General features: G+C 69.0%; 21 protein-coding genes. 6 read left to right on the top strand and 15 right to left on the bottom strand.

The annotated features are described in order from the left end of the window. Positions 1 to 225: 225 nt before the first annotated feature. Positions 226 to 618 carry a TIGR02300 family protein gene (locus ASF18_RS22435; RefSeq protein ID WP_082487898.1) on the bottom strand — a complete coding sequence of 131 codons (393 nt, stop codon included), beginning with the start codon at positions 616 to 618 and terminating at the stop codon, positions 226 to 228. Positions 619 to 874: 256 nt separating this feature from the next. On the opposite strand from ASF18_RS22435, the gene aroA reads away from it, so the two are divergent. Continuing rightward, positions 875 to 2,224, top strand: coding sequence for a 3-phosphoshikimate 1-carboxyvinyltransferase (aroA, locus tag ASF18_RS22430; RefSeq protein ID WP_056215810.1), 1,350 nt, complete (start codon positions 875 to 877; stop codon positions 2,222 to 2,224). A gap of 5 nt (positions 2,225 to 2,229) precedes the next feature. Next, entirely contained in the window at positions 2,230 to 2,862 is a 633-nt protein-coding gene (gene cmk, locus ASF18_RS22425; protein WP_056215952.1) for a (d)CMP kinase, read from the top strand. An 87-nt stretch (positions 2,863 to 2,949) separates the two neighbouring features. On the opposite strand, the gene gltA is transcribed toward cmk, so the two are convergent. Both gltA and gltX read right to left on the bottom strand, forming a co-directional pair. Beyond that, entirely contained in the window at positions 2,950 to 4,239 is a 1,290-nt protein-coding gene (gene gltA / locus ASF18_RS22420; protein WP_056215808.1) for a citrate synthase, read from the bottom strand. Positions 4,240 to 4,488: 249 nt separating this feature from the next. Further along, positions 4,489 to 5,910, bottom strand: a complete 1,422-nt coding sequence (gene gltX, locus ASF18_RS22415; RefSeq protein WP_056355529.1) for a glutamate--tRNA ligase — start codon at positions 5,908 to 5,910, stop codon at positions 4,489 to 4,491. A gap of 194 nt (positions 5,911 to 6,104) precedes the next feature. Here gltX and ASF18_RS22410 point away from each other — a divergent pair, with 194 nt between their 5' ends. Then, a complete protein-coding gene (locus tag ASF18_RS22410) occupies positions 6,105 to 8,363 on the top strand; it encodes a ComEC/Rec2 family competence protein (RefSeq protein WP_056355603.1) in 2,259 nt (752 codons plus the stop codon). Here ASF18_RS22410 and lexA read toward each other — a convergent pair. Further along, complete coding sequence (lexA, locus tag ASF18_RS22405) at positions 8,357 to 9,109, bottom strand: transcriptional repressor LexA (protein WP_056215804.1); 753 nt, start codon at positions 9,107 to 9,109, stop codon at positions 8,357 to 8,359. The two genes, ASF18_RS22410 and lexA, sit on opposite strands and share 7 nt — an antisense overlap. 345 nt (positions 9,110 to 9,454) lie before the next feature. Continuing rightward, positions 9,455 to 10,240 (bottom strand): DUF937 domain-containing protein, encoded by a 786-nt coding sequence (locus ASF18_RS22400; RefSeq protein ID WP_056355526.1) that lies wholly within the window; start codon positions 10,238 to 10,240, stop codon positions 9,455 to 9,457. A gap of 163 nt (positions 10,241 to 10,403) precedes the next feature. Between ASF18_RS22400 and sfsA the strand changes: the two genes are divergently transcribed. Then, on the top strand, positions 10,404 to 11,111 hold the full coding sequence (gene sfsA, locus ASF18_RS22395; RefSeq protein ID WP_056355523.1) for a DNA/RNA nuclease SfsA: 708 nt from the start codon (positions 10,404 to 10,406) through the stop codon (positions 11,109 to 11,111). Between the two features lie 32 nt (positions 11,112 to 11,143). Here sfsA and ASF18_RS22390 read toward each other — a convergent pair whose 3' ends face one another. After that, the gene (locus ASF18_RS22390) at positions 11,144 to 11,974 is read right to left on the bottom strand and encodes an FkbM family methyltransferase (RefSeq protein WP_056215801.1); all 831 of its coding nucleotides are present in this window, start codon (positions 11,972 to 11,974) and stop codon (positions 11,144 to 11,146) included. A 345-nt stretch (positions 11,975 to 12,319) separates the two neighbouring features. On the opposite strand from ASF18_RS22390, the gene ASF18_RS22385 reads away from it, so the two are divergent. Both ASF18_RS22385 and ASF18_RS22380 read left to right on the top strand, forming a co-directional pair. Continuing rightward, positions 12,320 to 13,582 (top strand): outer membrane beta-barrel protein, encoded by a 1,263-nt coding sequence (locus tag ASF18_RS22385; protein WP_056215943.1) that lies wholly within the window; start codon positions 12,320 to 12,322, stop codon positions 13,580 to 13,582. A gap of 151 nt (positions 13,583 to 13,733) precedes the next feature. Continuing rightward, the gene (locus tag ASF18_RS22380; RefSeq protein WP_056355521.1) at positions 13,734 to 14,498 is read left to right on the top strand and encodes an alpha/beta fold hydrolase; all 765 of its coding nucleotides are present in this window, start codon (positions 13,734 to 13,736) and stop codon (positions 14,496 to 14,498) included. A 17-nt stretch (positions 14,499 to 14,515) separates the two neighbouring features. On the opposite strand, the gene ASF18_RS22375 is transcribed toward ASF18_RS22380, so the two are convergent. The 9 genes from ASF18_RS22375 to ASF18_RS22335 all read right to left on the bottom strand — a co-directional run bounded on the left by ASF18_RS22375 (position 14,516) and on the right by ASF18_RS22335 (position 20,615). Beyond that, positions 14,516 to 15,277 (bottom strand): ABC transporter permease, encoded by a 762-nt coding sequence (locus tag ASF18_RS22375; protein ID WP_056215796.1) that lies wholly within the window; start codon positions 15,275 to 15,277, stop codon positions 14,516 to 14,518. Continuing rightward, complete coding sequence (locus ASF18_RS22370) at positions 15,274 to 16,200, bottom strand: ABC transporter ATP-binding protein (protein ID WP_056355518.1); 927 nt, start codon at positions 16,198 to 16,200, stop codon at positions 15,274 to 15,276. The genes ASF18_RS22375 and ASF18_RS22370 overlap by 4 nt, the downstream gene beginning before the upstream one ends. Before the next feature lie 128 nt (positions 16,201 to 16,328). Continuing rightward, positions 16,329 to 16,814, bottom strand: coding sequence for an ATP F0F1 synthase subunit B (locus tag ASF18_RS22365; RefSeq protein WP_200917684.1), 486 nt, complete (start codon positions 16,812 to 16,814; stop codon positions 16,329 to 16,331). 92 nt (positions 16,815 to 16,906) lie between these two features. Continuing rightward, positions 16,907 to 17,470, bottom strand: a complete 564-nt coding sequence (locus ASF18_RS22360) for an ATP synthase subunit B (RefSeq protein ID WP_056215787.1) — start codon at positions 17,468 to 17,470, stop codon at positions 16,907 to 16,909. Positions 17,471 to 17,576: 106 nt separating this feature from the next. Beyond that, positions 17,577 to 17,804, bottom strand: a complete 228-nt coding sequence (locus ASF18_RS22355) for a F0F1 ATP synthase subunit C (RefSeq protein WP_018044493.1) — start codon at positions 17,802 to 17,804, stop codon at positions 17,577 to 17,579. 108 nt (positions 17,805 to 17,912) lie between these two features. Then, positions 17,913 to 18,668, bottom strand: coding sequence for a F0F1 ATP synthase subunit A (locus tag ASF18_RS22350; RefSeq protein ID WP_056215786.1), 756 nt, complete (start codon positions 18,666 to 18,668; stop codon positions 17,913 to 17,915). A gap of 116 nt (positions 18,669 to 18,784) precedes the next feature. After that, complete coding sequence (locus ASF18_RS22345; RefSeq protein WP_056355511.1) at positions 18,785 to 19,159, bottom strand: AtpZ/AtpI family protein; 375 nt, start codon at positions 19,157 to 19,159, stop codon at positions 18,785 to 18,787. A 228-nt stretch (positions 19,160 to 19,387) separates the two neighbouring features. Continuing rightward, a complete protein-coding gene (locus ASF18_RS22340; RefSeq protein ID WP_056355509.1) occupies positions 19,388 to 20,041 on the bottom strand; it encodes a thioredoxin domain-containing protein in 654 nt (217 codons plus the stop codon). An 88-nt stretch (positions 20,042 to 20,129) separates the two neighbouring features. Continuing rightward, complete coding sequence (locus ASF18_RS22335) at positions 20,130 to 20,615, bottom strand: DciA family protein (protein ID WP_056215776.1); 486 nt, start codon at positions 20,613 to 20,615, stop codon at positions 20,130 to 20,132. Positions 20,616 to 20,716 lie beyond the last annotated feature (101 nt).

Raw genomic sequence — 20,716 nt, 5'->3', positions numbered from 1 at the left:
CGAACCGATGACCTCTTCCATGCCATGGAAGCGCTCTCCCAGCTGAGCTAAGGCCCCACTCTCAACACCCCGGCCTCTGGAAGGCCCGGGGTGGTCGTCGTCGGCGGGCGTGTCGCCCACCGCCGATAGCGGTGATGTACTGGGGCTTGTCCGCGGCCTCAACCCCCTTTGTGCCCTGCCGGCAAACTTTTTTGCCGGAGGTTGGGCGGAGGGCGCGGGCGAGCGTCAGCTCTCCTCGTCGTTCTCGATGTCGCCGTCGATCAGGTCGGCCACGTCGTCGTCACCGGCGTCCTCTTCCTCGAGGAAGGTGTCGTCCGTATCGTCGTTGCTGTCGCCGTCGACGTCCTCGGTCGTCGTGTCCGCCTCGTCCTCGGCCGCCTCGACCTCGTCGAGGGACACGATCTCCGGACCGCCCTTCTCGGCATCCGTATCCTCGTCGTCATCGGCCGGGGCGGCGTTGGCCCGCGCCGCGAGGGCCGGGGCGGCACGGCCGGAGGCTGCCGCGACCTGATAGATCGTTCCGCATTTCGGGCAGGTCGGGGGGTCGTTGTCGAGGTCGTAGAACTTGGCGCCGCAGCTCATGCATTGACGCTTCAAGCCGAGTTCCGGTCTGGCCACGGGCGAACCTCTAGTACGTGCGATCTTTTGGGAGAGGCGCCCCGTTAGTCGCGTGGGACGCTCCTGTCAAATTCTCTTGCGGTTGACGTACGTTCCACGTCCGTCTTCGGCCGTCCACGGGCGTTTTCCGGGCCAAGCGGCCCGGGATGCGCGCCATCGGATGACGGCGGCGGCGACGCATGTTAACCGGCCCCATGATCGGCGCGCCTGCAGAAGCCCGCAGGCGCCCCTGCGCCCAGCCGAAAAGTCGACGCCCGTGTCCCATGATTCCCAGCCGCACCCCCTGACTGCCCATGCGGGCCTGCCTCTCCAGGGCAGCCTGCGGCCTCCGGGGGACAAGTCCATCTCGCACCGCGCGATGATTCTCGGATTGCTCAGCATCGGCGAGACCAATGTCGAGGGCCTTCTCGAGGGCGACGACGTCCTGCGCACCGCGGCGGCCGCCAAGGCCCTCGGGGCCGACGTGGAGCGGGTGGGCGAGGGGCGCTGGCGCCTGCGCGGCGTCGGGATCGGCGGCCTGAGCGATCCCGAGGACGTGCTCGATTTCGGCAATGCCGGGACCGGCTCGCGCCTGATGATGGGCGTCGTGGGCGGCCAGCCCGTCACCGCGACCTTCGACGGCGATGCCTCCCTGCGCAAGCGGCCCATGCGCCGCATCCTGGATCCGCTTGTGCGGATGGGAACCGAGGTGGTGCGCGAGGAGGAGGGCGGCCGCGTGCCCCTGACCCTGCGCGGCCCCCGCGAGGCGATCCCGATCACCTACGAGACGCCCGTGGCCTCGGCGCAGATCAAGTCGGCCGTGCTGCTGGCCGCCCTGAACGCCCCGGGAACCACGACGGTGATCGAGGCGGCGGCCACCCGCGATCACACCGAGCGGATGCTGCGCCTGTTCGGCGCCGAGGTCACGGTGACGCCCCACGGCCCCGACGGACACGGGCGGACGATCGCGCTCACCGGGCAGCCCATGCTCCGGGGTACCAAGGTGGTCGTCCCCGCCGATCCCTCGTCGGCGGCCTTCCCCCTGGTGGCGGCCCTCATCGTGCCCGGCTCCGAGGTGACGCTGGAAGGCGTCATGATGAACCCCCTGCGGATCGGGCTCATCACCACCCTGATCGAGATGGGCGCCGACATCGAGCGCCTGCGCGAGCGGGAGGAGGGCGGCGAGACCGTCGCCGACCTGCGCGTGCGGGCGAGCCGCCTCCGGGGCGTCGACGTGCCCCCGGAGCGCGCGCCGGCCATGATCGACGAGTACCCGGTGCTCGCCGTCGCGGCCGCCTTCGCGGAGGGCACGACGCGGATGCGCGGCCTGCACGAGCTGCGGGTGAAGGAATCCGACCGCCTCGCGGCGGTGGCGGACGGACTCAGCGCCAACGGCGTCGCCTATCTCGTCGAGGGTGACGATCTCGTCGTCCACGGCACCGGCGAGCCGGCCCGGGGGGGTGGCACCGTGGCGACCCATCTCGATCACCGCATCGCCATGGCGTTCCTGGTGATGGGCCTCGCCACCCGGGAGCCGGTCACGGTGGATGACGGCGCGATGATCGCCACGAGCTTCCCGAGCTTCCTGCCGACGATGCAGGGCCTCGGCGGCCGGATCGAAGGATGAGCGCGATGCCGATGGTGATCGCGATCGACGGCCCCGCCGCCTCGGGCAAGGGCACCCTCGCCAAGCGGCTGGCCGCCCATTACGGCCTGCCTCACCTCGATACCGGCCTGCTCTACCGGGCCGTCGCCCTGACGGTGATCGATTCCGGCCACAGCCTCGACGATCATCAGGCCGCGGCGCGGGCCGCCTCCAGCCTGATCGCGGACCGGCTCGCCGATCCGCGCCTGCGCGAGCGCGCCATGGGCGAGGCGGCCTCCCGCATCTCGGCGGTCCCCGCCGTGCGGGCCGCCCTCCTGGCCTGGCAACAGCGCTTTGCCGGCGATGCCAGCGGCGCCGTGCTGGACGGACGCGATATCGGGACCGTGGTCTGCCCCAACGCCCAGGTGAAGCTCTTCATCACGGCCGCGCCCGAGGAGCGCGCCCGGCGCCGCCACCTCGAATTGCTGCGGCGCGGGGAATCCGCGAGCCTGGGCGCCATTCTCGACGATATCGTCGCCCGCGACGCACGGGACGCGCAGCGTTCCACGGCGCCGCTGAAGGCGGCGACGGACGCCGTCCTCCTCGATACCACCGCGCTCGATCCCGACGAGGCCTTCGCGGCCGCCCGGGCCATCGTTGATCGCGCGCGCCCGCACTAGGGCGGTCCGGGTCGCGGATCGGCGGCGACGGCACCGATCCGAAGACGCATTCCGCGCCGGAGGGGGTCCGGCGCGGGGTGGCCTGGGTCAGGCGCGCTGATCGATCGGGGTGTATTCCCGCTTATCGGGACCGATGTAGAGCTGACGCGGACGGCCGATCTTCTGCGAGGGATCCTCGATCATCTCGGCCCACTGGGCGATCCAGCCGGTGGTGCGGGCCAGGGCGAACAGCACCGTGAACATCGAGGTCGGGAAGCCCATCGCCTTGAGGGTGATGCCCGAGTAGAAATCGATGTTCGGATAGAGCTTCTTCTCGATGAAGTAGTCGTCCTTCAGGGCGATCTGCTCCAGCTGCACGGCGACTTCGAGCAGCGGATCGTCCTTGATCCCGAGCTGACCCAGCACCTCGTGGGTGGTCTTCTGCATGATGCGCGCGCGCGGATCGTAGTTCTTGTAGACGCGGTGGCCGAAGCCCATCAGGCGGAAGGGATCGTTCTTGTCCTTGGCCTTGGCTACGTACTTGGCCACGTTCTCCGGATGCCCGATCTCCTCGAGCATCTTCAGGGCCGCCTCGTTGGCGCCCCCATGGGCGGGTCCCCACAGGCAGGCGATGCCGGCCGCGATGCAGGCGAAGGGATTGGCCCCCGAGGAGCCCGCGAGACGCACGGTCGAGGTCGAGGCGTTCTGCTCGTGATCGGCGTGGAGGATGAAGATCCGGTCGAGCGCGCGCGCGAAGATCGGATTGACCTTGAACTCCTCGCACGGAACCGCGAAGCACATCCGCAGGAAGTTCGAGGTATAGTCGAGATCGTTCTTCGGATAAACGAAGGGCTGTCCAATCGAATATTTGTAGGCCATCGCCGCCAGGGTGGGCATCTTGGCGATCATCCGCATCGACGCGACCATGCGCTGCTGGTCGTCCGAGATGTCGGTGGAATCGTGATAGAAGGCCGAGAGGGCACCGACGCAGGCGACCATGATCGCCATCGGGTGCGCGTCGCGGCGGAACCCCTGGAAGAAGCGGTTCATCTGGTCATGCACCATGGTGTGGCGCGTGATCCGGTAGTCGAAATCCGCCTTCTGGGCCGGGGTCGGCAGCTCGCCGAACAGCATGAGGTAGCAGGTTTCGAGGAAGTCGCCGTGCTCGGCGATCTGTTCGATCGGATAGCCACGATAGAGGAGAATGCCCGCATCGCCGTCGATGTAGGTGATCTTCGACTCGCAGGAGGCGGTGGAGGTGAAGCCGGGATCGAAGGTGAACTTGCCCGTCTTCGCGTAGAGCTTGCCGATATCGATCACGTCCGGCCCGATGGTGCCGGTCTTGATCGGAAGTTCGACGTGGTTGTCGCCCACGGTGATCGTGCTGGAGGCGCTCATGGAGACCTGGACCCTTTCGTGGCAGCGGGGCGGCGTCGGCCCGCGTGGCGATGCAATCGACCACCCGGGTCCGGGGTGCAAATGCGGCGCATGCTGCACTTGCTCACACGAGCATGGGGGTAGCGGATCGGCGGACCGTCATCAACCGACGGCCCGGCTCACCTCGACGTCGAAGCGAAATCCGGGCCGATTTGTCATTCTTCCACTCGGAGCACTCGGACGAACCGGCATTTTGCTGCAGTGCGATGGTCAGCCGGTCTGGTCGCGGAGCCGGCCGAGACACTCCTCCCGGCCGAGCACGGCCATGACGTCGAAGACCGGCGGCGAGGTGGCGCGGCCGGTGAGCGCCGCCCGGAGGGGCTGCGCGATCTGGCCGAGCTTCAGGCCGTTCGCCTCGGCAAACTGCCGGACCGCGCCCTCGGTGGCGGCGGCGGTCCAATCGGGCAACCGCTCGAGGGCCGGCAGGAGGGCGGCCAGGCGATTCCGGGCCTCGTCGCCGAGCAGACCCTTGGCCTTCTCGTCGGGCACGAGGGGCCGGGCCGCGGTGAGGTAGTAGGCGCTGTCCAGGAGTTCGACGAGGGTCTTGGCCCGCTCCTTCAGGCCCGGCATCGCGGCGGTGAGCGTCTCCCGCAGAGCCGGACTCATGGGCACCGCGATCCCCCGTGCCGGGCCGAGCGCCGGCAGCACCTCGTCGATCGCCGCGACGAGGTCCGCATCGGCCGCGCCACGGATGTAGAGGCCGTTGAGGTTTTCCAGCTTGGCGAAGTCGAAGCGCGCGGGCGACCGCCCGATGGCCTTGAGGTCGAAGGCGGCGATCATCTCCTCGGTGGAGAAGACCTCCTGGTCACCGTGGCTCCAGCCCAGGCGCACGAGGTAGTTGCGCAGGGCGCTCGGCAGGTAGCCTAGGTCGCGGTAGGCATCGACGCCGAGGGCCCCGTGCCGCTTCGACAGCTTGGCGCCGTCCGCGCCGTGGATCAGCGGGATATGCGCCATGGCGGGCGCCTCCCAGCCGAGGGCATCGGAGATCTGGCGCTGGCGCGCCGCATTGGTCAGGTGGTCGTCGCCGCGGATGACCTGGGTGACGCCCATGTCGTGATCGTCCACCACGACGGCGAGCATGTAGGTCGGGTTGCCGTCCGAACGCAGCAGGACGAGGTCGTCGAGATCCTTGTTCTGCCAGACGACCCGGCCCTGCACGCCGTCCTCGACCACGGTCTCGCCGTCGGTCGGGGCGCGCAGGCGAATCACCGGCTTGACGCCGGCGGGCGCCTCGGACGGGTCGCGGTCGCGCCAGCGCCCGTCGTAGCGCAGGGGCCGCCCCTCTGCGCGGGCCGCCTCGCGCATCGCCGTCAGTTCGTCGGGCGTCGCGTAGCAGCGATAGGCGTGGCCGGAGGCCAGCAGGCTCTCGGCGGCTTCGCGGTGACGGGCGGCGCGGGCGTATTGGTAGATGACGTCCCCGTCCCAATCGAGCCCGAGCCAGCGCATGCCGTCCAGGATCGCGTCGATGGCGCCCTGCGTCGAGCGTTCGCGATCGGTGTCCTCGATGCGCAGCAGCATGCGGCCGCCGAAGCGGCGGGCATAGAGCCAGTTGAACAGGGCCGTGCGAGCCCCGCCGATGTGAAGGTAGCCCGTGGGCGAGGGCGCGAAACGCGTGACGACGGCTGACGACATCAATCTGGACTTGAATGGCTCGTGATTCGGGCGGGAAGCGGATCGACCGGCCCGGAACCGCGCGTGTAGCATGCGCGCGGGCACGCGTTAAGGAATCGTCCTGTTCCCAGGATCGCAGGGCGCATCGCCGGCTCCCGGTCACGGACGCACGCCCGGAGGTTTTCGCGATGGCGCAGGCGCGGGCGACGACGGCGATGGGGCGCATCACGCGCCACCTCGCCGCGCGTCGCCCGGGCGCCGGGCCGATCCGCGACTGGTTCCGGGCGGGATGGACCCGCGAGATCGAGCAGCGCCGGCTCTTCGCCTGGCTCGCCGTCGCGTTCGGATGTGGCATCCTCGCGTTCTTCCTCGGTACGCAGGGGACGCCGTCGCTCCTGGCGCCGCTCGCGGCCGCCGCCTTGCTCGCCGCGACGACGCCCCTCCTCGTGGCGCGCCCGTTCGGCCTGGCCCTGGTGCTCGCCGCCGTCGCCGCCCTCCTGGGCTTCGCGGCGGCCGCCGCGCGGGTCCGCTCGGTCGACGGGCCGATCCTCGCCCGCACCACGATCGGTCCGCTGGTGGGCACCATCGAAGGGCTGGACGAGCGGGAGGAGGGGGCGCGCCTGATCCTCCGCGTCGAGAGCTTCGGCACCCTCGGCGCCGAGGTCCGCCCGGTCCGGGTGCGGGTCTCCTACCGCAAGGCGAATACCCTGAAGCCGGGCGACCGCATCGCCGCGACCGCGCGCCTGCTTCCGCCGCCGGAAGCCGCCCGCCCCGGAGGCTACGATTTCGCCCGGGATGCCTTCTTCCGTGAGATCGGCGCGGTGGGCTCCCTCGTCGGCAAGGTCGACCTGCGACCGCCGGCCGAGAGCGCGGACTGGCAGATCCGCCTCGCGGCCGCCGTCGACGTGGCCCGCAACGCCCTGACGCGCCGCATCACCGACGCCAACGGCGGACAGGCCGGGGCGGTGGCGGCGGCCCTGGTGACGGGCAAGCGCGGCCTGATCAGCCCCGAGACCAACGACATCCTGCGCGCCGCCGGCATCTACCACGTCGTCTCGATCTCGGGCCTTCACATGGTCCTGGCGGCCGGCGTGGTGTTCTGGCTCGTGCGGGCGCTCCTGGCCCTCGTTCCGTTCGCGGCGCTGCACTGGCCGATCAAGAAGATCGCCGCTGCCGTCGCCATGGTGGGCGTGACGGCCTACTGCGTCTTCTCCGGCTGGGACATCGCCGCCGAGCGCTCGCTGATCATGACCCTCGTGATGCTCGGCGCGATCCTGGTCGATCGCCCGGCGCTCAGCATGCGAAACCTAGCCCTCGCCGCCCTGATCGCCCTGGCCCGCGAGCCGGACGGCCTCCTCGGCCCGAGCTTCCAGATGTCGTTCGCGGCGGTGGCCGGCCTGATCGCCTGCGCGCCGCTGATCGCCGGACGCGGGCGACATCGCGACGGTGCCGGCCTGCTCCCCCGGATCGTCGCCCTGGCGACCGCGGCGGTCCTGGGAACCCTGGCCACGACGCTCGTGGCCCAGATCGCCACCGCGCCCTTCGCCACCTACCACTTCCAGACGGTGCAGCCCTTCGGGCTGGTGGGCAATGCGCTCACCCTGCCGCTGGTCTCCCTGGCGGTGATGCCGTCAGCGGTTCTGGGCATCCTCGCCTATCCGTTCGCGCTGGATCAGCCGGTCTGGTGGGCCATGGGCCTGGCGGTGCGGGGGATGCTGACCATCTCGACCTGGATCGCGGGCTTCGGCAACGCCGTCGTCGTGGTCCCGGCCTTCGGCACGGGGGCCCTCGGCCTCCTGGCCGCCGCCCTGATCGTCCTGACGCTCCCGGCCTCGTCGCTGCGCTGGCTCGGCCTCATTCCGGCAGCGATCGGCATCGCCTGTGCGGCTGCCCCGGATCGCTACGACATCTACGTCGATCGGGAGGGGGCGGGCGCCGCCATCCGCCAGCGCAACGGGCGGCTCGCCACCCTTGGCCGGCCGCCCCCCTTCGTGCTCGCGCAATGGCTCAAGGCCGATGGAGACGACCGACGGGTGCAGGACGTCACGGGGTTCGAGGGCGCGCGCTGCGATCGCCTGGGCTGTACCCTGACCACACCCGACGGCCGCGTGCTCGCCCTGACCACCGACAAGCGTGCCCTCGGAGAGGACTGCGCCAGGGCCGACATCCTGATCACCCGGCAATCCACGCCCGGGGGCTGCGCCGCATCGATCGTCATCGACCGGGATTTCCTGGGATCGCACGGTGCGACCGCGATTCGCCTCACCCGCGATGGGCCGCCCCTCGCCTCCGCGAAGCATCCCGGGGATGTCGTGCCCTGGCGTGCGACGCCTTTGCGCAAGCCGTTGGACCCGCCGGGAACGTCCTTGCCATCTTCTACACCGCCGGCGTCGGTCTTACCGGAAATCCCCGATCGCACCCGCGACCCGTCGGATCCGTCCGGCGATGAACCGGACGGGGACCCCCTTCAGTAGCGGCGCACCAGACTGACGAGACGTCCCTGGATCTGCACCCGATCCGGCCCGAGGACCCGCGTCTCGTAGGCCGGATTCGCCGCTTCCAGGGCGATGGACGATCCACGCCGGCGCAGGCGCTTCAGCGTCGCCTCCTCGTCGTCGATGAGGGCCACGATGATGTCGCCCGTATTGGCGGTGTCCTGCTTGCGGATGACCACCAGGTCGCCGTCGAGGATCCCGGCATCGACCATCGAATCGCCGCGCACCTCCAGGGCGTAATGCTCGCCGCCGGCCAGGAAATCCGGCGACATCGTCACCGAATGGCTCTGTTCCTGGATGGCCGAGATGGGCGTACCGGCCGCGATCCGACCCATCACCGGGATGGTCACGGCCCGACCGCTCTCGTCGGTGGCCTGCGTGGTCGGCAGTCGGGACACCGATGCGCCGGCCGGCAGGCCCTTGCCCTTGCCGCCTTCGACCACGCTCGGCGTGAAGCGGCGAACCTCGGAGGCCGGAGCGGCGCGCGGGGCGCCCGCATTCCCCCCGAGGCTCTCCGGCATCCGGATCACCTCGATGGCCCGCGCCCTGTTGGGCAGCCGGCGCAGGAAGCCGCGCTCCTCCAGGGCCGTGATCAGGCGGTGAATGCCCGACTTCGACTTCAGGTCGAGGGCGTCCTTCATCTCGTCGAACGACGGGGGAACGCCGCTCTCGCGCATCCGAAGCTGGATGAACTGGAGCAGGTCCAGCTGCTTACGCGTCAACATGCGGGACACTCTTCGTTAGCGCAACGGATCGCGGCGGGTGGCACTAGAAACAAACCACGAACACGTTAAACGTTCCGTAAGTGTTCTGCAAGGGTTCCCATCTCAAGCCTCTCGGGCCCGATCCGTTCGATCCCTTCGGGAAGGGCAGATCTGGGCGTCGCCCGAGCGCCACGCCGGCCTGCCGCTGCGGCCATCGCTGCGATCGAGTGGTGCCCCGATCCGACGAACGAGTTGGACGGCCGGCGTCGGGACCGGTCGGCAGGGCGCCGCGCCCTCGGGTCGATGGCCCGGCGACGATCGGTTCTGTGCCATCCTCTGCCGGCGTCGCCGACGGCGGGTCTTCGGCTAGCGCTGCCCGGTGCGCCCTGCCTTGGGCCGGTCACCCGAACCGTTGCCGCCCGTCTCGGTGGGATTGCGGGGATCCTGCCAGAAGGTATCGAACAGGCGCTGCATCGCGCGGGCGTTCTCCTGCTGCACCTCCAGGCCCGTCTGGAACATCTGCTGCATCACGTCGAAGGGCGCTTCCGTGGCCGACCTGTCCGGCGCGGCGGACTCCGGCCGGGGCGAAGCCGCGAGCCACGTCGACGCCGCACGCGGTCGCGCCTGGGGCGAGGGCGTCGCGGGCTTCGGGGCCTTGGCGCCGGAGTTCAGGAACGCCTGCATCATCTCCGACCAGGCATTGGGCGGGAAGCCGAAGGGGTTCGCCTCGGCGCGCGGGGCCGGCGCCGCGGCAGGCGGCTGGTTGATCATGACGTGGACGATCCCCGCCACCACCATGCCGGCCATGATCGGCAGCATCTGCTTCAAGGCCGGCATCGCCACGCCGCTGACGGCAGCGGCCTGCTGCAGAACGGCCTGACTCAGATGGGGCGAGCCGAAGAGTTGCTGGACCAGCATGTCCATCTGCGGCGTCGCGCTCGACGCCTTCGGCGCGGCGGGGCCGACGAGATTGAAGAGGTGGGCGAAGCCGGTCGGATCCTGGGCGACGTTCCGCTGCAGCCCCATCGTGAGGGCCGGAAGCAGGGCTTCCATCGCGCGCAGGCTCTGCTCCGGCGACAAACCGAACTGCCGTCCGAAACCCTGCGCGTTGGGGCCCGCCTGCGCCTGAAGGATGTCGAACAGATTGAACATGGCGGCCTCGCGGACGAACTGCGGCTTTCCCGGTCATCGACCCGGGCGCGCCGCGCGAATTCTGTCGCATCCGGTCGGTACTGACCAGCCCGGGCGCCTCACGACGGCCCGATTCCCCGTCGACGGGGGCCCGTATCAACCCGTTTCTTGCCCCGGACCCGCGATGCGCTTCCCTTCGCCCCTGATCGAGGCGCGCCTGGTGCGTCGCTACAAGCGCTTTCTCGCCGACCTGCAGCTTGCCGACGGGTCCGTGATCACGGCCCATTGCCCCAACCCGGGGGCGATGCTGGGACTTGCGGTGCCGGGCGCGCGGGCCCTGTTGTCCGACGTCCGGAGCCCGACGCGCAAGCTCCCCTTTTCCTGGGAACTGGTGGAGGCGGATCTGCCCGGCGGCCGGCAATGGGTCGGCATCAACACGATGCGGCCGAACGCCCTGGTGGCGGAGGCCTTCGCCGCCAGCGGCCTGCCCTGCCTCGCCGGCTACACGGGCCTGCGCCCCGAAGTCCGCTACGCCCGTGCCAGCCGGGTCGACTTCCTCGCCACCGGGGAGGGGATGCCGCCCTGCCATGTCGAGGTGAAGAACTGTCACCTGATGCGCAGCCCCGGCCTCGCGGAATTTCCCGATTGCGTCGCCGCCCGCAGCGCCCGCCACATGACGGACCTCGCGGCCGTCATCGAGGCCGGGGGCCGTGCCATGGTCATCATCGTGGTGCAGATGTGGGCGGATCGCTTCGATGCCGCGCGGGACCTCGATCCTGCCTTCGACCGGGCGCTTCAGGCCGCTCGGGCGGCCGGCGTCGCCGTCCACGCCCATCGCTGCCGCATCGACCCGGTCGGCATCGCCGTGGCCGACGCCATCCCGGTGCTGTAGGGCGCGCGTCCCAGAAGAACCGCGCGGGCCCGTCAGTCGGCCCGCTCGAAGATCAGGTTGAGGCGGGTGCGAGCGATCCGGCGATAGCCGTGCTGCTCGAGCAAGGCGGGCAGGTCGATCTGCCACTGGTCGGTGCCGTTCTCGACGATGAGCAGCCGCGGGTGGAGGCTCGCGGGGGCGGCCCGCAGGAAGGGTTCGAGGATCAGGTCCTCGGCGCCCTCGACGTCGAGCTTCATCGCGTCGATGCGCGCGATGCCCTCGCCGAGGGCGAGATCGAGCAGGGGCACGGCCGGCACACGAATCTGCGCGCCCTCGTTCGTCCCGACGATCTTCAGGCTCGATTCCCCCCGGTTGCGGGGATCCACGAACAGGGTGAGTTCCCCCGCCTTGTCGGCGACCGCGCAGGCCACCGCCTTGACCGTTCCAAACGGATTCTGAGCGATGTTGTAGGTCAGGCGGTCGAATACGTCCGGCTGCGGCTCGACGGCCAGGATCCGGGCGCGCGGCCCCGCGAAGGCCGCCACGAACAGCGCGTAGGCACCGATATTCGCGCCGATATCCAGGAAGGTGCAGCCGGGCTGAAGCTTCGCCCGGAGAAGTGCGCGCTCCTCCGGATCGAAGAACTGCGGCGTGAAGAGCACCTTCTTCTCGCAGTTGTTGTTGTAGGGGTAGAGCCGCATGCGGGCGCCGTAGCGTTCGACGTCCAGAGGGGCGCCGCGCAGCAGCCCGATCGCCACGCGGCGCAGGAACAGGGCGAGGCGTCGCCCGGCCCAGCTCGCGTAGGAGATCCGGCCCGTCTGCCGAGCGATGCGCGCGACGAGGCCTGTGGGAGCGTAAGTGCCGTAGGGCTGCGTGTCTTTCATCGTGCGTGCTGATGCCAGCGCACGGACGCGGCGGCAAGCGACGCCGCCGCGGGAGGATCGAAAGGTCCCGGACATTCCGGGCCGATCAGCCCGCACCGACCCCTCCGGGCGAATGCGGTCGGCCGCAGATCAGACCGGACCTTCGCGCCACTTCGGAAGCTGAGGACAATGGTCGAGACCGGATCTGGTGCTCAGACCTGTTCCATTGCGGCAACACCACGACCGAAACCCAGTTCGAGCGGCCCTGATTGCCCGAAAAATAGGCGTCTGCACAAAGGATAGCTTTGCCGTAACCGGGAACCTTTGAGAACGTCGCCGTAACGCAGATCCTCCCGCAGAGTTCCCATCGCCATGCAGCGCTCGCTTCTCGCCCTTTCCGCCGTCCTGCTGTCCTCGGTCTGCGCCTTCGCGGCCGACATGCCGGCGAAGGTGCTGGCGGTCCCTGCCCCGCCCGCGCCGTGCAAGGCCGAGATCACCTTCCCGGCCTATGGCGGCGTCATCAAGCAGAACCCGAACCCGTCCTGCCTGACGCTCGGCGCCTTCGGCGACGTCTATGTCGGCGGTGCGGTCACGGGCTACTTCTACACCCAGCCCAACCAGTACACGTTCTCGCCCGCTCCGCTGCCGAGTGACCGGGCCGGCCGCGTGGACGTCTCGAACCTGATGGGCTTCATCCAGAAGGCCGACGGCCCGTTCCAGTTCTACGCCGCCTTCGGCGCCTACTCGATCCCCGGCCTCGGCCTGCCGATCTACGGCACCTTCGACCAGACGGACCTGCTGTATTCCCCGGCGCCGATCGTGTTCGGAAAGTACGTGATCAACGACAACTGGTCGATCCAGGGCGGTCGGATGCCGACCCTGATCGGCTCCGAGCTGCCGTTCACCTTCCAGAACCTGAACATCTCGCGCGGCCTCCTCTTCGGCCAGGAGAACGTGATCAACCAGGGTGTGCAGGTGAACTACTCGGATGGTCCGTGGGCGGCCTCGTTCGCCGCGACCGACGGCTTCTATTCCGGCGAGATCAACTGGGTCACGGGTGCGATCACCTACAAGATCGACCCCGCCAACACGGTGGGCATCAACGGCGGCACGCACTTCTCCAGCTACACCAATTTCGACTTCGCGGACCCGTTCGGTCGTCGCGGCCTTCGCTTCCAGTACGCCACGCCCGTCTCGCTGCAGAACAGCAGCATCATCAGTGCCAACTACACCTATGCGGACGGTCCCTGGATCGTGACGCCGTACGTCCAGTACACCAACGTGGAGCAGAACGCCGTCCTGGGCCTCGCCGGCGCCGAAACCATCGGCGGCGCCCTCCTCGCCAGCTACGCCTTCACGGACAACTTCGCCCTCGCGGGCCGCGTGGAGTACATCAGCCAGAGCGGCAATCGCAACAATCCGTTCGGTCAGACCTCGGTGCTCTACGGCGCCGGTAGCTCGGCCTTCTCCTTCACCGTGACCCCGACCTTCACCTTCGATCGCTACTTCGTCCGCGGCGAGTTCTCGACCGTGCAGCTCTACGACATCACGCCCGGCCTCGGCTTCGGCCGCAGCGGCCTGAAGACCTCGCAGGAGCGCTACATGCTTGAGACCGGCATCACCTTCTGATCCGATCGGACGATCCGGTTCGGCGAAACGCGGCGGCAGGGCAACCTGCCGCCGCTTTCATGTGCGCCCATGCGCCACCGGTGGGCTTCCGTCCGCGCGCCCGACGGTTCAAGGAGGCGGGACCATGCCCCGACCGATAAGGCCCGAGCCCATGCAGCGCTTCGATTCCGACGGTGTTTCCCTCGCCTACATCGACGTCCCCGCCGTCGGCGGGTCGGGCGACCCGGTCCTGCTGATCCACGGCTTCGCCTCGAACCATGCGGTGAACTGGGTCAACACGCTCTGGGTCCGGGCCCTGACCCAGGCCGGCTACCGCACCATCGCCCTCGACAACCGGGGGCACGGCGAGAGCCAGAAGCTCTACGATCCGGAGGTCTACGGCGCGGACGTCATGGCCCAGGACGCGCGCCGCCTCCTCGACCATCTCGGGATCCCCAAGGCCGATGTCATGGGCTACTCGATGGGCGCGCGCATCGCCGCGTTCCTGGCGCTCGATGCGCCGGAGCGCGTCCGTTCGCTGCTGCTCGGCGGTCTCGGCCTGCATCTGATCGAGGGCAAGGGCCTGCCGGACGGGATCGCCGAGGCCTTGGAGGCGGAGCCCGGCGCACCGGCCCCGAACCCGACGGCCGCCGCGTTCCGCACCTTCGCCGAGCAGACGAAGAGCGACCTGCGGGCCCTGGCCGCCTGTATGCGCGGCTCGCGCCAGACCCTGTCGCGCGCCGAAGTCGCCGAGATCTCGTCACCGACCCTGGTGACGACCGGCACCCTCGACACCGTCTCGGGCTCGGGTCCGGCGCTGGCGGCGCTGTTTCCGAACGGCACCGCCCTCGAACTTCCGAACCGCGACCACAGCACGGCCGTGGGCGACCGCGGTCACCGCACGGGCGTCCTCGATTTCCTGGCCCAGCGGCCCTGAGAGGGCACCACCGCGCCTCAGGTCTTCAGGCGGTAGCCGGTCCGGAAGATCCAGGTCACGCCGGCGAGGCACAGGATCAGGAAGATCAACGCCATGGTGAGGCTGACGCCGACGCCGACATCCGAGGTGCCGAAGAAGGACCAGCGGAAGCCGCTGATCAGGTAGACCACCGGGTTGGCGAGGCTCACCGCACGCCAGAACGGCGGCAGCATCTCGATGGCGTAGAAGCTGCCTCCGAGGAAGGTCAGCGGCGTCACGATGAGGAGGGGCACCAGCTGCAGCTTCTCGAAGCCGTCGGCCCAGAGGCCGATCAGGAAGCCGAACAGGCTGAAGGTGACCGCCGTCAGGAGCAGGAACAGCACCATCACGAAGGGATGCTCGATCCGCAGGGGCACGAATAGGGCGGCGGTAGCCAGGATGATGAGGCCGATGAGGATCGATTTCGAAGCCGCCGCGCCGACATAGCCGAGCACGATCTCGAGGGGCGAGACGGGCGCCGAGAGGATCTCGTAGATCGTGCCGGCGAAGCGCGGGAAGTAGATGCCGAACGAGGCGTTGGCGATGCTCTGCGTCAGGAGCGAGAGCATCATCAGGCCGGGCACGATGAAGGCGCCGTAGGCGACCCCGTCCACCGAGGCGACCCGAGAGCCGATGGCCGCTCCGAAGACCACGAAGTAGAGCGAGGTGGCGATGACCGGCGCCACGATGCTCTGCAGCGCCGTGCGCCAGAAGCGCGCCATCTCGAAGCCGTAGATGGCGCGGACCGCGTACCAGTTCATGCGCGTTCCTTCACGAGGTCGACGAAGATCTCCTCCAGCGAGGACTGGCTGGTCTGGAGGTCGCGGAAGCGGATGCCGGCGGCGGCGAGGTCGGCCAGCAGCGCCGTGATGCCGGTGCGCTCGCCCTTCGTGTCGTAGGTGTAGACCAGATCCTGTCCGCCCGGCTTGAGGGTGAGATCGTGCCGCGCCAGAGCGGGGGGCAGGGCGGCGAGCGGCTCCTGCAGGTTCAGGGTCATCTGCTTCTTGCCCAGCTTGCGCATCAGCTCGGCCTTCTCCTCCACCAGGATGATCTGGCCCTTGCGGATCACGCCGATGCGGTCGGCCATCTCCTCGGCCTCGTCGATGTAGTGCGTGGTGAGGATGATGGTGACGCCCGTGTCGCGCAGCGAGCGCACCAAGCGCCACATGTCGCGGCGCAGTTCCACGTCGACGCCGGCGGTGGGTTCGTCGAGGAAGAGGATGCGCGGCTCATGGCTCAGGGCCTTGGCGATGAGCACTCGCCGCTTCATCCCGCCCGACAGGGTCATGATCCGCGCGTCGCGCTTCTCCCACAGGGAGAGGTCGCGCAGGACCCGCTCGATATGCGCCGGATCCGGCTTGAGGCCGTAGAGCCCGCGGCTGAAGCTCGTCGTCGCCCAAACCGTCTCGAAGGCGTCGGTGGTGAGCTCCTGCGGCACGAGGCCGATCATGCTGCGGGCCTGGCGATAGTTCCGGGCGATGTCGTGCCCACCCGCGAGGATGCGGCCGGCGCTCGCCGTGACGATGCCGCAGACGATGCTGATCAGCGTCGTCTTGCCGGCCCCGTTCGGACCGAGAAGCGCGAAGATCTCGCCTTCGGCGATGTCGAGGTTGATGCCGTCGAGGGCTTTGAGGCCCGAGGCGTAGACCTTGGACAGGTTCTGGATCGCAATGATCGGCTGCATCGAAACTCCGCTGCGGCGTGGCGCCGGCGCGATCGGGGCGGCCTTCTAGCACGCTGCCGGCGTGGGACGGCGCCGAAAACGAAAAAGCCGCCTCGCGGCGGCTTTCCCTGGTGTCGCAGAGGGAAGGATCAGGCCCGCAGGCGGGTCCGAACCTCGCCGAGGCTCTGGCGGACGAGGCCTTCGGCCGTCTCACCCTGCATGCGCTCGCGCAGGATGACCTCCGAAACCTTCACCGCGGCGTCGGCAGCGGCGGCCCGAACCTGGGCGGTCGCCTGGACCTCGGCCTGCGCGATCTTGGTCTCGGCCGACTTGGTACGACGGGCGATGAAGTCGTTCAGGCGGGCATGGCCCTCTTCGGCGATCCGCTGGGCCTCCTCGCGGGCGGACGCCACGATGGCCTCGGCCTCGCGCTCGGCCTCGGCGCGGCGCTTCTTGTAATCGGCGAGGACGCCGGCGGCCTCCTCACGCAGGCGACGCGCCTCGTCGAGTTCGTGGCGGACGCGCTTGGCCCTGCCGTCCAGCCCCTTGGTGATCTGGTTGAAGCCACCGACCTTCCAGACCACGGCCATGAACAGGACGAAGGCGACTGCGACCCAGAATTCGGCTTCCAACAACATGCTCGTCGTCCCAACTCGATGGTGTCCGGCGGTCCGGCGGGGTCTTCGCCCCTCGGGTCCTGCCGGTCAGGTATGGTTTGGCGTCCGCCTCAGTGCGGGAAGGAGACGCTGTCGAGGGCCTTGGCGAGGGCGGCCTCGTCGGGGCTGCGGCCCGTCAGGCGCTCGACGATGGCCGAGGCCGTCTCGCCGGCGATGCCGCGAACGTTGCCCATGGCCTCGGCGGTGCGGGTGCGAAGCGTCGCCTCGGAGGCGGCGATGCGGGCGTTCAGCTCGGCCTCGAGCGCCTTCCGCTTGGTCTCGGCTTCCTGCGAGAGGGCCGTGCGGGTCTCGAGGGCGATGGCCTGCGCCTTGGCCTGCGCATCGCTCAGGGATTTCTCGTAGGCGGCTCCGGCGGCATCCGCCTCGGCCTTCAGGCGCTGCGCCTCGTCGAGATCGCCCGACAGACGCACGGCGCGGTCGTGCAGGATGGCCTGGATGCGCGGCAGCGCGATCTTGTCCATCAGGTAGTAAAGCAGCCCGAAGGCGAGGGCGAGCCAGATGAGCTGGGACGCGAAGGTGTGGCTCTCGAAGGGCGGGAAACCGCCGCCATGTTCGGCGGCCGGCGTCGCGACGAAGCCTTCATGCGTTGCGGTCGAATGGGCCGGCTGAGCCATGACGTCCTTCGCGTAAATTCAAGGAGTGGGGACCGGACGCCTCTGCCATCCCTGCGGGAGGCGGCGTCCGGTCCGGTATCGGTTCGAGATCCGTGACGAGCGTGTCTTAGACGGCGAACAGGAGCAGCAGCGCGACGAGCAGCGAGAAGATGCCGAGCGCTTCCGTGAGGGCGAAGCCGAGGAGCAGGTTGCCGCGCTGGCCGTCGGCGGCCGACGGGTTGCGGAGCGCGCCGGCGTAGAACTGGCCGAAGAGGTTGCCGAGGCCGATGGCGGCGCCCGCCATCCCGAGACAGGCGAGGCCGGCACCGATGTACTTGGCAGCTAAGGGATCCATCAAATTGCTCCTGGTGTCCGTGTCGTCGTTGCGTGGAGAGAAATCCGGCCGCGATCGCGAACCGGGGACGGAAGGGGGTATCCCGGCCCTCGGCCGGGATGACCCGGCTCAGTGGCCGGGATGCAGGGCGTCGCTGAGATAGATCGAGGCGAGCGTCGCGAAGACGTAGGCCTGCAGACCGGCGACGAGGAACTCGAGAGCCGTGACGGCGACGCTGAGGGCCAGGGGCAGCGGCGAGATGGCCCCCCAAGCGCCGGCGGCGAGCAGCGCCGGGACGAAGCCCGCGAAGATCTTGAGCGCGATGTGACCGGCCAGCACGTTGGCGAAGAGACGAACCGCGAGGCTGATCGGACGCGAGATGAAGGACACGATCTCGATCGCGACGATCATCGGCAGGAGCCAGCCGGGCACGCCCGACGGAACGAACACCTTCAGGAACTTCGTGCCGTGGGCCATGAAGCCGTACACGATGACGGTGCCGATCACGAGGAAGGCCAGCGCGAAGGTGACGATGATGTGGCTGGTCACCGCGAAGGCGTAGGGGATCATGCCGAGCATGTTCAGCACGAGCACGAACATGAAGAGCGAGAAGATCAGCGGCATGAAGCGCTCGGAGCCGTGACCGGCGGATTGGCGCAGGGTCGAGCCGATGAACTCGTAGAAGATCTCGGCCATGGACTGCATGCGGCCCGGCACCACCGAGCGGCGCGCGGTGGCCACGACGGTGATCAGCGCGATGATCCCGACGGCGGCGAACATGTAGAGCGCGGACTGGGTGAACGCGATCTCCTGGTTGCCGATATGACCGAAGGAGACCAGCGGCTTGAGCTCGAACTGGTGGATCGGATCCATCTTTACGGCCATTGCCGCTCCCGCCCTTCTGACTCTCGGCCGGCCAGACGGCCCGCCACCACCGGTGCCGCGCGAGCGGCATGATTTCAATTCGATTCGCCGCGTGCGCGGCTCTTCCCCGAGAACCGCTAGCGGTCCTCTTCCTTGGTCGGCACCTTGGGAAGAGACCCCGAGGCGCGCATGACGTTGTAGACGCCGGTGACGAACCCCAGCATCAGCAGGACGATCAGTCCCCAGGGTTTCGTCCCGAGGTAATGATCGAACATCCAACCGAGAATGCCCCCGGCGAGGACGCCCGCGATGAACTCGGTCGAGAGCCGCATCGCCTGGCCGAGAGGAGAGGGCCCGGCCGAAGGACCGGGACGCGTCGAATGACCGGGAGGGGCACTGGGCCGCTTCCGCTCAATCTGCGTCTCAAGACGTTTGAGCCTCTGAGTGAGGTCCGCGTCCAGTGCTTTCTTCCGCCCGTCCCCGCCTTCGTCCGCAGTTTCGTTGCCGCTCACGGCGAGAACTCACATTGGCGAGAGCGGAGGGAACCGGCGGAACGCCTCCTTCAAGCGGGGCGCACCATAGTTTCGCCCACCTTGGGTGTCAAGGCGCCCTCGACCTTACGTAAGATATTGTTGCACCACGAGAAATCGGTGTTTTGCCGATCCGCCCGCCCGGTGTTCTCGCACCGGGCCGACGGCAGCGGGCGAGGCCCTTGCCGCGACGGCCCCGCTTCGGGGATCTCAGGCGCCCAGGAGGGGCTTGATCACCTTCTCCATGCCCTCGATGGTCATCTCGCCCTTGAAGCGCTCGCCGTTGATGAAGAACGTCGGGGTCGAATCGACCTTGAAGGTGTCCATGCCCTTCTGCTTCACCGCGTTGACGGCGCCGTAGAGCTTCTGGTCCTTCAGGCAGGCCTCGAACTTCTCCTTCGAGAAGCCGGCCTGGCGCAGCATCTGCTCCATGGCATCCACCGGCGATTGCGGCTTCTGGACGTAGGCCCAGGCCTGCTGCTGGTCGAAGAGCAGGTCTGTGATGGGATAGTACTTCGCATCGCCGTCGCAGCGGGCAAGCATGAAGGCCGCCGTCGCCAGCGGGTCGAGGGGGAACTCGCGGAGGGTGAAGCGCACCTTGCCGGTGTCGATGTAGCGCTCCTTGAGGGCCGGCCAGGTGTTCCTGTGGAAGGCGGCGCAGTGTGAGCAGGTCATCGAGGCATACTCGATGACCGTCACCTTGGCGTCCTTCGGGCCGAGCCAGACGTCACCGAGCGGACCGGGCTCCATCAGGGTCGACAGGTTCGCGTCCTCCGCCGCGGCCGGGAGGGTGAACCGGGGCAGGAGGATCGCCGCGCCGACGGCAAGGCCGGTGGCTTTCAGGGCATCGCGTCGGGTGATCATGATCGGGAGGGCTCCGGTCGCGGACCATTCTTCTCGTCAGCGATGCGGTAGAATCCTGCAGGCGTCCTGACAAGGCTGCGCGGCGCGCCTAGCGCTTGTGTGTTGTCGCCACCACCGCCGTTCCGAGGCGGTCGAGGGCGTCTCGCAGGGCGTCGTGCTCGATCGCCTGGACCGCAAGCGCCACTTCGCCGCGGCGGACGGGATCCACCACCGGCGGCGCGGGGCGACGCCCGATCCGGTCGACCCGTCCCTGGCGCATCACGATCTTGCCGACGCAGGCCCAGCCGTAATGGGCATTGATGCGCTGGATCACCACCGGCGCGAGGTGCTGCAATTCGAGGGCGAACACGCCTTCGACCCGGACCACGAGGGTGCCGGGATCGGGGCGCCCCTCCTCCTCGCGCCGACGCCGGCGCGGCCATTCGAGCTTCGAGGGCTGGCAGTACCGCGCGAGCCGCTCCCCAACGATCTCGGGCCAGGCGGCTAGAATGTCGGTGGAGGCGAACCCTTGCGCCGCGAAGGCGGGGCCGATGCAGCCCTCCAGCAGCTCGGCGAGGGGTTTGACACGCGCCATGCGCAGGGTTTCCGTAGTGTCCGGCCGGGACGAGATCGGGGCTCCGATATCGCCCGCAATGGTTAGCATGCCGTTCCGTCCGGCCGAAGCGGGGCGCCGCC

It is taken from the genome of Methylobacterium sp. Leaf89 (assembly GCF_001422215.1).
Taxonomy (GTDB): domain Bacteria; phylum Pseudomonadota; class Alphaproteobacteria; order Rhizobiales; family Beijerinckiaceae; genus Methylobacterium.
Note: the sequence above shows the minus strand (reverse complement) of the source record. Positions and strands in the feature narration are given on the sequence as shown.

What these genes read in the sequence shown, in the direction of transcription:
- cmk (WP_056215952.1), top strand. Translation starts at nt 2,230, where the DNA reads ATGCCGATGGTGATCGCGATCGACGGCCCCGCCGCCTCGGGCAAGGGC.
- gltA (WP_056215808.1), bottom strand. Translation starts at nt 4,239, where the DNA reads ATGAGCGCCTCCAGCACGATCACCGTGGGCGACAACCACGTCGAACTT.
- gltX (WP_056355529.1), bottom strand. Translation starts at nt 5,910, where the DNA reads ATGTCGTCAGCCGTCGTCACGCGTTTCGCGCCCTCGCCCACGGGCTAC.
- ASF18_RS22410 (WP_056355603.1), top strand. Translation starts at nt 6,105, where the DNA reads ATGGGGCGCATCACGCGCCACCTCGCCGCGCGTCGCCCGGGCGCCGGG.
- lexA (WP_056215804.1), bottom strand. Translation starts at nt 9,109, where the DNA reads ATGTTGACGCGTAAGCAGCTGGACCTGCTCCAGTTCATCCAGCTTCGG.
- ASF18_RS22400 (WP_056355526.1), bottom strand. Translation starts at nt 10,240, where the DNA reads ATGTTCAATCTGTTCGACATCCTTCAGGCGCAGGCGGGCCCCAACGCG.
- sfsA (WP_056355523.1), top strand. Translation starts at nt 10,404, where the DNA reads ATGCGCTTCCCTTCGCCCCTGATCGAGGCGCGCCTGGTGCGTCGCTAC.
- ASF18_RS22390 (WP_056215801.1), bottom strand. Translation starts at nt 11,974, where the DNA reads ATGAAAGACACGCAGCCCTACGGCACTTACGCTCCCACAGGCCTCGTC.
- ASF18_RS22380 (WP_056355521.1), top strand. Translation starts at nt 13,734, where the DNA reads ATGCAGCGCTTCGATTCCGACGGTGTTTCCCTCGCCTACATCGACGTC.
- ASF18_RS22375 (WP_056215796.1), bottom strand. Translation starts at nt 15,277, where the DNA reads ATGAACTGGTACGCGGTCCGCGCCATCTACGGCTTCGAGATGGCGCGC.
- ASF18_RS22370 (WP_056355518.1), bottom strand. Translation starts at nt 16,200, where the DNA reads ATGCAGCCGATCATTGCGATCCAGAACCTGTCCAAGGTCTACGCCTCG.
- ASF18_RS22360 (WP_056215787.1), bottom strand. Translation starts at nt 17,470, where the DNA reads ATGGCTCAGCCGGCCCATTCGACCGCAACGCATGAAGGCTTCGTCGCG.
- ASF18_RS22355 (WP_018044493.1), bottom strand. Translation starts at nt 17,804, where the DNA reads ATGGATCCCTTAGCTGCCAAGTACATCGGTGCCGGCCTCGCCTGTCTC.
- ASF18_RS22350 (WP_056215786.1), bottom strand. Translation starts at nt 18,668, where the DNA reads ATGGCCGTAAAGATGGATCCGATCCACCAGTTCGAGCTCAAGCCGCTG.
- ASF18_RS22340 (WP_056355509.1), bottom strand. Translation starts at nt 20,041, where the DNA reads ATGATCACCCGACGCGATGCCCTGAAAGCCACCGGCCTTGCCGTCGGC.
- ASF18_RS22335 (WP_056215776.1), bottom strand. Translation starts at nt 20,615, where the DNA reads ATGGCGCGTGTCAAACCCCTCGCCGAGCTGCTGGAGGGCTGCATCGGC.